The sequence below is a fragment of the Micrococcus sp. HSID17227 genome (assembly GCF_003989405.1).
Lineage (GTDB): Bacteria > Actinomycetota > Actinomycetes > Actinomycetales > Micrococcaceae > Micrococcus > Micrococcus luteus.
The window spans coordinates 1-5,985 of the sequence record NZ_RBLN01000131.1; the positions used below are offsets into that span (position 1 = coordinate 1).

The 5,985-nt window shown below is 72.9% G+C and carries 7 protein-coding genes and 1 pseudogene; 3 read left to right on the top strand and 5 right to left on the bottom strand.

Annotation, left to right across the window (positions count from 1 at the left end):
* Positions 1–194, bottom strand: a pseudogene (locus D8M29_RS14190) (hypothetical protein); the annotation flags it as partial.
* Between the two features lie 132 nt (positions 195–326).
* Positions 327–809: a CarD family transcriptional regulator gene (locus D8M29_RS07630; RefSeq protein WP_036384689.1), complete on the bottom strand. Its 483-nt coding sequence runs from the start codon at positions 807–809 to the stop codon at positions 327–329.
* A 201-nt stretch (positions 810–1,010) separates the two neighbouring features.
* On the opposite strand from D8M29_RS07630, the gene D8M29_RS07635 reads away from it, so the two are divergent.
* Positions 1,011–1,562, top strand: a complete 552-nt coding sequence (locus tag D8M29_RS07635; RefSeq protein WP_036384688.1) for a hypothetical protein — start codon at positions 1,011–1,013, stop codon at positions 1,560–1,562.
* Positions 1,563–1,653: 91 nt separating this feature from the next.
* Here the strand turns inward: D8M29_RS07635 and D8M29_RS07640 are convergent, their stop codons facing one another.
* The gene (locus tag D8M29_RS07640) at positions 1,654–2,334 is read right to left on the bottom strand and encodes a response regulator transcription factor (RefSeq protein WP_002858071.1); all 681 of its coding nucleotides are present in this window, start codon (positions 2,332–2,334) and stop codon (positions 1,654–1,656) included.
* Positions 2,331–3,560, bottom strand: coding sequence for a cell wall metabolism sensor histidine kinase WalK (locus tag D8M29_RS07645; protein WP_036316036.1), 1,230 nt, complete (start codon positions 3,558–3,560; stop codon positions 2,331–2,333). The genes D8M29_RS07640 and D8M29_RS07645 overlap by 4 nt, the downstream gene beginning before the upstream one ends.
* Positions 3,561–3,723: 163 nt before the next feature.
* Between D8M29_RS07645 and phoU the strand changes: the two genes are divergently transcribed.
* Complete coding sequence (gene phoU, locus D8M29_RS07650; RefSeq protein ID WP_036316039.1) at positions 3,724–4,392, top strand: phosphate signaling complex protein PhoU; 669 nt, start codon at positions 3,724–3,726, stop codon at positions 4,390–4,392.
* A gap of 61 nt (positions 4,393–4,453) precedes the next feature.
* On the opposite strand, the gene D8M29_RS07655 is transcribed toward phoU, so the two are convergent.
* Positions 4,454–5,212: a phosphoglyceromutase gene (locus D8M29_RS07655; protein ID WP_036384685.1), complete on the bottom strand. Its 759-nt coding sequence runs from the start codon at positions 5,210–5,212 to the stop codon at positions 4,454–4,456.
* Positions 5,213–5,261: 49 nt separating this feature from the next.
* Between D8M29_RS07655 and D8M29_RS07660 the strand changes: the two genes are divergently transcribed.
* A partial coding sequence (locus D8M29_RS07660) for a class I SAM-dependent methyltransferase (RefSeq protein ID WP_127445885.1) occupies positions 5,262–5,985 on the top strand: 724 nt, incomplete at its 3' end.

Genomic DNA, 5,985 nt, shown 5'->3' on the forward strand with positions numbered 1-5,985 from the left:
GAGCGGGAGTGAGTCCCGGAGCAGTGCCTTCTGCTGGAGCTGCGGGAGGCGGCGGAGGGGGGGGGGGGGGGGCCGGAGTCCAGGGGGGGGCGCAGGAGGGTGCGGCCGTCCGCGAGGGGGGCGGGGGCCTTGGGCAGCCCGGCGCCGAGGCGGGTGCCGGCGCCGGCGGCAGCGATCACGAGGGCGGTGGGCATGGCCTCATCCTAGGGAGCGCGCCGGTGCCCGTGGCCCGGGACCCCCTCCGGCGGCGCCGGACGGGCCGGGGACGAGACAGGGGAGGGGCCCGCGTCGTGGACGCGGACCCCTCCCCTGCCGTGTGCTGCCCGTCAGCCCTCGAGCACCTTGTCCAGGCGACCCTCGGCCTCCTCCTCGGTGACCTTCTTGGCCAGCGCCAGCTCGGACACGAGCACCTGGCGAGCCTTCGCGAGCATGCGCTTCTCACCGGCGGACAGGCCGCGGTCCTGGTCGCGGCGCCACAGGTCGCGGACGACCTCGGCCACCTTGTTGACGTCGCCACTGGCGAGCTTCTCCAGGTTCGCCTTGTAACGGCGGGACCAGTTGGTCGGCTCCTCCACGTGCTCGGCGCGCAGGACCTCCATGACGTGCTCGAGCCCCTCCGCATCCACGACGTCACGCACGCCGACGAGGTCGACGTTCTCCGCAGGGACCTCGATGGTCAGGTCTCCCTGCGCCACCTTGAGCTTGAGGTACATCTTCTCCTCCCCCTTGATGGTGCGCATCTTGATCTCCTCGATCCGCGCAGCACCGTGATGGGGGTAGACGACGGTCTCTCCGACCTCAAAAACCATGTTGTTGTGCCCCTTTCAGTCGTCTCATTCTATCATGCGGCCTCGTCATGCCGCGCGCGCCGTCACATCTTCGGCCTCCGGATGTGATAGTGGACGACCCGGCGCCACGGGCCGGCCGGCGTCCCGGGATGCGGTAGCCTGACCTGGCAGGACCCCTGCCTCGGGGCTCCTGAGCACGTCATCGCACCTGAGGAGACCTCTGTGAAGAACGCATCCCGGCCCGCCCGGCGCCACCTCGCCGCAGGTGCGCTGGCCGCGGTCGCCCTGCTGGGCGCCACCGGCTGCTCCGCCGTGAGCCCGATCGCCACCGCCATCCAGTACTCCCCCTCGGACGGCATCAACGGCCAGGAGCAGGACTTCCTGAGCTACCGCAACCTCGCCCTCGTCGGCGACGGCGAGTCGGGCCCCGCCCGCCTGATCGGCACCGTGGAGAACACCTCCGGCCAGGATCAGACCTACACCTTCCAGGCCGAGGGCGGCGGCTCCGCGACCCTGAAGGTCCCCGCCGGCGAGAGCCGCAAGCTCGAGGACGAGGCGAACACAACCGTCCTGGAGCGCGAGGGCGTGTGGGTCGGCGAGAACCTGCCCGTGACCGTCTCCGGCAACGGCGGCACCGCCGACCTGGCCGTCCCGCTGCTGAGCGCCACCCAGGAGCAGTACCGTGACCTGCTCCCCGAGGGAGTCGAGCCCTCGGAGGAGGATCTCGTCGGGCACCTCCACGAGGAGACCCACCACTACGGCGAGGAGCACTGACCTCCGCCGGGCCTGCGCCCGGCACGCCACGGCCCCGGCCCCACCGCGAGGTGGAGCCGGGGCCGTCGTCGTCCCGGGTGCAGCGCGCCGGTCAGGCCTCGAACTTGTAGCCCAGGCCGCGCACCGTGACGAGGTAGCGGGGGCTCGAGGGATCGGGCTCGATCTTGGAGCGCAGGCGCTTCACGTGCACGTCGAGGGTCTTGGTGTCCCCCACGTAGTCGGAGCCCCACACGCGGTCGATCAGCTGGCCGCGGGTGAGCACGCGCCCGGCGTTGCGCAGCAGCATCTCCAGCAGCTCGAACTCCTTGAGCGGCAGGGACACCTGCTCGCCGTCCACGGAGACGACGTGCCGCTCGACGTCCATGCGCACGGGGCCGGCGCTGATGGTCGCCGACATCGGCTCCTCCTGCTCCCCCTGACGGCGCAGCACGGCGCGGACGCGGGCCACCAGCTCACGCGAGGAGTACGGCTTGGTCACGTAGTCGTCCGCCCCGAGCTCGAGGCCGACGACCTTGTCGATCTCCGAGTCCTTCGCGGTCAGCATGATCACGGGGACGTTGGAGCGCTGGCGCACCTGACGACACACCTCGGTGCCGGACATCCCCGGGAGCATCAGGTCCAGGAGGATCAGGTCCGCGCTGTCGCGCTCGAAGACGCTCAGCGCCTCGTTGCCGTCGGCGGCGACGGTGACCTCGAACCCCTCCTTCTCCAGGAGGTAGGACAGGGGGTCGCTGAACGACTCCTCGTCCTCCACGATCAGAATGCGGCTCATGCGCTCGTCTCCTTCCGGGTCGGGGGTGCGGCCGAGGCGGTCACCCGGTGACCGCGCCGCTCGGTGACGTGGGCGGCACCCGGCGCGCCGTCGACGGCGACACCGTCCCCCCACTCGGGCAGGCGGATGGTGAAGGTCGACCCGCGGCCCGGCTGGGACCAGAGGGTGACCTCCCCTCCGTGGTTGATGACGACGTGCTTGACGATGCTCAGCCCCAGGCCCGTGCCGCCCGTCTGACGCGACCGCGCCGCGTCCACGCGGTAGAAGCGTTCGAAGACCCGCTCCTGCTCCTCCGGGCTGATGCCGATGCCCTGGTCCGTGACGGTGACCTGCGCGAGCCCGTCCACGGAGCTCAGGCCGATGCCCACCGTGGTGCCCTCCGGGGAGTAGCGCACCGCGTTGTCCACCAGGTTGCGCACCGCGGTCATCAGCTGGTCCTGGTCCCCGTGCACCACCGCGTCCACGCGGCCGCCCACGCGCAGCGCGATGCCGCGGTCCTCGGCGGTCAGGCGCAGGCGGTCCACGGCGTCCGCGACGACGGCGTTGAGGTCCACAGGCCCTCCGTCCTGGACCACGTCCTTGGCCTGCAGCCGGGAGAACTCGATGATGTCCTGCACGAGGGCCGTGAGCCGGCGGGACTCGACGCCCAGCCGTGCGGCGAAGCGACGCACCGCCTCCTCGTCCTCCGCGGCGTCGCCGATGGCCTCGGAGAGCAGGGAGATGGCGCCCACCGGCGTCTTGAGCTCGTGCGAGACGTTGACGACGAAGTCGTGGCGCATGGCCTCGGTGCGGGTCACGTCCGTGCGGTCGTCGGCGAGGATCAGGATGTACTCCTCGTCCAGCGGGGCCACGCGCAGCTCGACGACGAGGCTCGACTGCCCGAGGGGTCCTCGGGGCAGCTCCATGCGGCGCTCGACGATGACGCCGTCGGCCCGCACGGTCCGCGTGAGCTCCCGCAGCTGGTCCTGGACGAGCGAGTGCCCCCGCACCAGGCCCAGGGCGTAGGCCGCGGGGTTCGCGCGCACCACGCCGTCGACGTCGTCCACCACCGCGTACGCGCGGCCGACCACGGAGAGGACCTCGGCGGCGCCCGGCGCCAGGGTGGGTTCGCCGACCGTCAGGTCCACCGTCCGCGAGCGCTCGGACGCCCGGAAGGCCAGCATGGAGGCCACTCCGGTGAACAGTCCGACCGCTCCGCACAGCAGGCCGATGATGACGGGATCCACGGCACCAGACTAGCCTCTGGCGGCCCGGAGACGGGCTGCCCCGGCCCCGCCAGACGCCGGACGATCGGCGTTCATGGGCCGTTCATCTTGCCCTGCCAGGGTGGACCGTTGCCCCGGGGAGTCGGGGTCGGCGGCGCACGGGCGTCGCCGGGGAGAGGAGACCATGCGCGAGCTCTACCGAGCCGACCTCGAACGGCTGGGCCGCGACCTGACCGAGATCGCCCGCCTCGTGCACCGCGCCATGATGGACGCGCAGGCCGCCCTCGAGGCGGCCGACGTGCACGGCGCCGAACGGGTCATCTCGGAGGACGCGCGGATCGACCAGCTGCAGGAGTCCCTCGACGAGCAGGCCGTGCGCATCCTGGCGCTGCAGGCGCCCGTGGCCACGGACCTGCGCACCGTCGTCGCCACGCTGCGGATGAGCTCCTCGCTCGAGCGCATGGGCGACCTCGCCCGCCACGTGGCCCAGCTGACCCGGCTGCGCTACCCCGAGCACGTCATCCCGGAACAGGTCCGGACCGTGATCACCGCGATGTGCGACGCCGCCGTGGAGGTGGCCGAGGAGGTCGTCCTGCTGCTCGAGACCCAGGACCTGGCGCACGGGGACCGGATCGACGCCCTCAACGAGGACGTCAACGCGCTGCACCTGTCCGTCTTCCGCGCGATCGCCGCCCCGGACTGGAGCGCGACGCCGGCCACCACCACGGACGTCACGCTGGCCTCGCGCTACCTCGAGCGGTTCACGGACCACGGCCTGTCCGTGGCCGCCAAGGTGCGCTACCTCGTCACGGGCGAGTGGGCGACCCACCGCCCGGACGCCACCGGCTCCTGACCGTCCCCGACGCCACGGGCCGGGCCCCCGGCGGGGTCCCGGCCCGTCGTCGTCGGACGCGTCAGTGCGCGGAGCCCTGGGCGGCCACGGCGGCGGCGCCGGCGGCGGCGGCCTCCGGGTCGAGGTAGCGGCCGTTCGCGGTGATCGGCTTGCAGTTCTGGTCCAGCTCGTAGACCAGCGGGATGCCCGTCGGGATGTTCAGGCCCGCGATGTCCTCGTCCGAGATGCCGTCCAGGTGCTTGACCAGGGCGCGCAGCGAGTTGCCGTGCGCGGCGATCAGCACGGTCTTGCCGGCCTTGAGGTCGGGCAGGATCTGCTCCTCCCAGTAGGGCAGCAGGCGGTCGATGACCTGCTTGAGGGCCTCGGTGCGGGGGGCGTCCTTGCCCAGGTCCGCGTAGCGCTCGTCGCCGATCTGGGAGAACTCGGAGTCGTCGTCCAGGGCGGGCGGCGGGGTGTCGAAGGACCGGCGCCAGACCATGAACTGCTCCTCGCCGAACTCCTCCTTCACCTGGGCCTTGTCCTTGCCCTGCAGGGCGCCGTAGTGGCGCTCGTTCAGGCGCCAGCTGCGCTTGACCGGGATCCACTGGCGGTCCGCGGCCTCGAGGGCCAGGTTGGCCGTGGTGATGGCGCGCTTGAGCAGGGACGTGTGGACCACGTCCGGGCGGATGCCCTCCGCCTCCAGCAGCTCACCGCCGCGGGCGGCCTCGGCGCGCCCCTTCTCGGTCAGCGGGACGTCCACCCAGCCGGTGAACAGGTTCTTCTCGTTCCATTCGCTCTGACCGTGCCGCAGCAGGACCAGCGTGTACGTGGTGTTCGCCATGTCACCATCCTAGGCGGACCCGTCCCGCCGCTCCCCTACGCTGGAGCCCATGGTGGAGAAGGCCCGGCGGCTGCGCGCGCGCACGACGCCCGGCCCAGTCCCGGCACGGGGCCCGCAGGGCCACATCACCCGCGGCACGACGGCGGCGCAGCGGATGCGCCGGGTGGACCGCTGGCTCACGGACGTGCACGGCCCCCTGCTGCGGCGCACTCACCGCCCGCTGGCCGTGGACCTGGGCCTCGGCGCGGGGCCGGTGACCGCCGTCGAGATGGCCCAGCGGCTGCGCGTGCAGAACCCGGCCCTCGAGCTGGTGGGCCTCGAGATCGACCCCGCTCGGGTGGCCCGGGCGCGGGAGCGGGCCGGCGGCCTGCCGGGGGTCACCTGGGCGGTCGGCGGCTTCGAGCTGCCCGTGCCGCGGCCGCCCACCGTGGTGCGCGCGTTCAACGTGCTGCGCCAGTACCGGGAGGAGGACGTGCCCGCGATCTGGTCCCTGCTGTGCGCGGGGCTCGCCGACGACGGCGTCCTCGTGGAGGGCACCTGCTCCGAGGACGGCCGGCGGGCGGCCTGGGTGGACCTGCGTCGGGACGGGCCCGCGAGCCTGACCGTGGCCCTCCGGCTGGGGTCCTTCGCCCGCCCCTCGGACGTGGCGGCGCGCCTGCCGAAGGTCCTCATCCACCGGCACGTACCCGGCGAGCCCGTCCATCGGCTCCTGGCGGAGGCCGACGCCGCGTGGGCCGCGCACGCCCCGCTCGCGGCCTACGGGACGCGGCAGC

Bases quoted from the DNA above. Each gene is read 5' to 3' on its own strand.
- D8M29_RS07630 (WP_036384689.1), bottom strand. From the start codon at position 809: ATGGTTTTTGAGGTCGGAGAGACCGTCGTCTACCCCCATCACGGTGCT.
- D8M29_RS07655 (WP_036384685.1), bottom strand. From the start codon at position 5,212: ATGGCGAACACCACGTACACGCTGGTCCTGCTGCGGCACGGTCAGAGC.
- phoU (WP_036316039.1), top strand. From the start codon at position 3,724: ATGCGCGAGCTCTACCGAGCCGACCTCGAACGGCTGGGCCGCGACCTG.
- D8M29_RS07640 (WP_002858071.1), bottom strand. From the start codon at position 2,334: ATGAGCCGCATTCTGATCGTGGAGGACGAGGAGTCGTTCAGCGACCCC.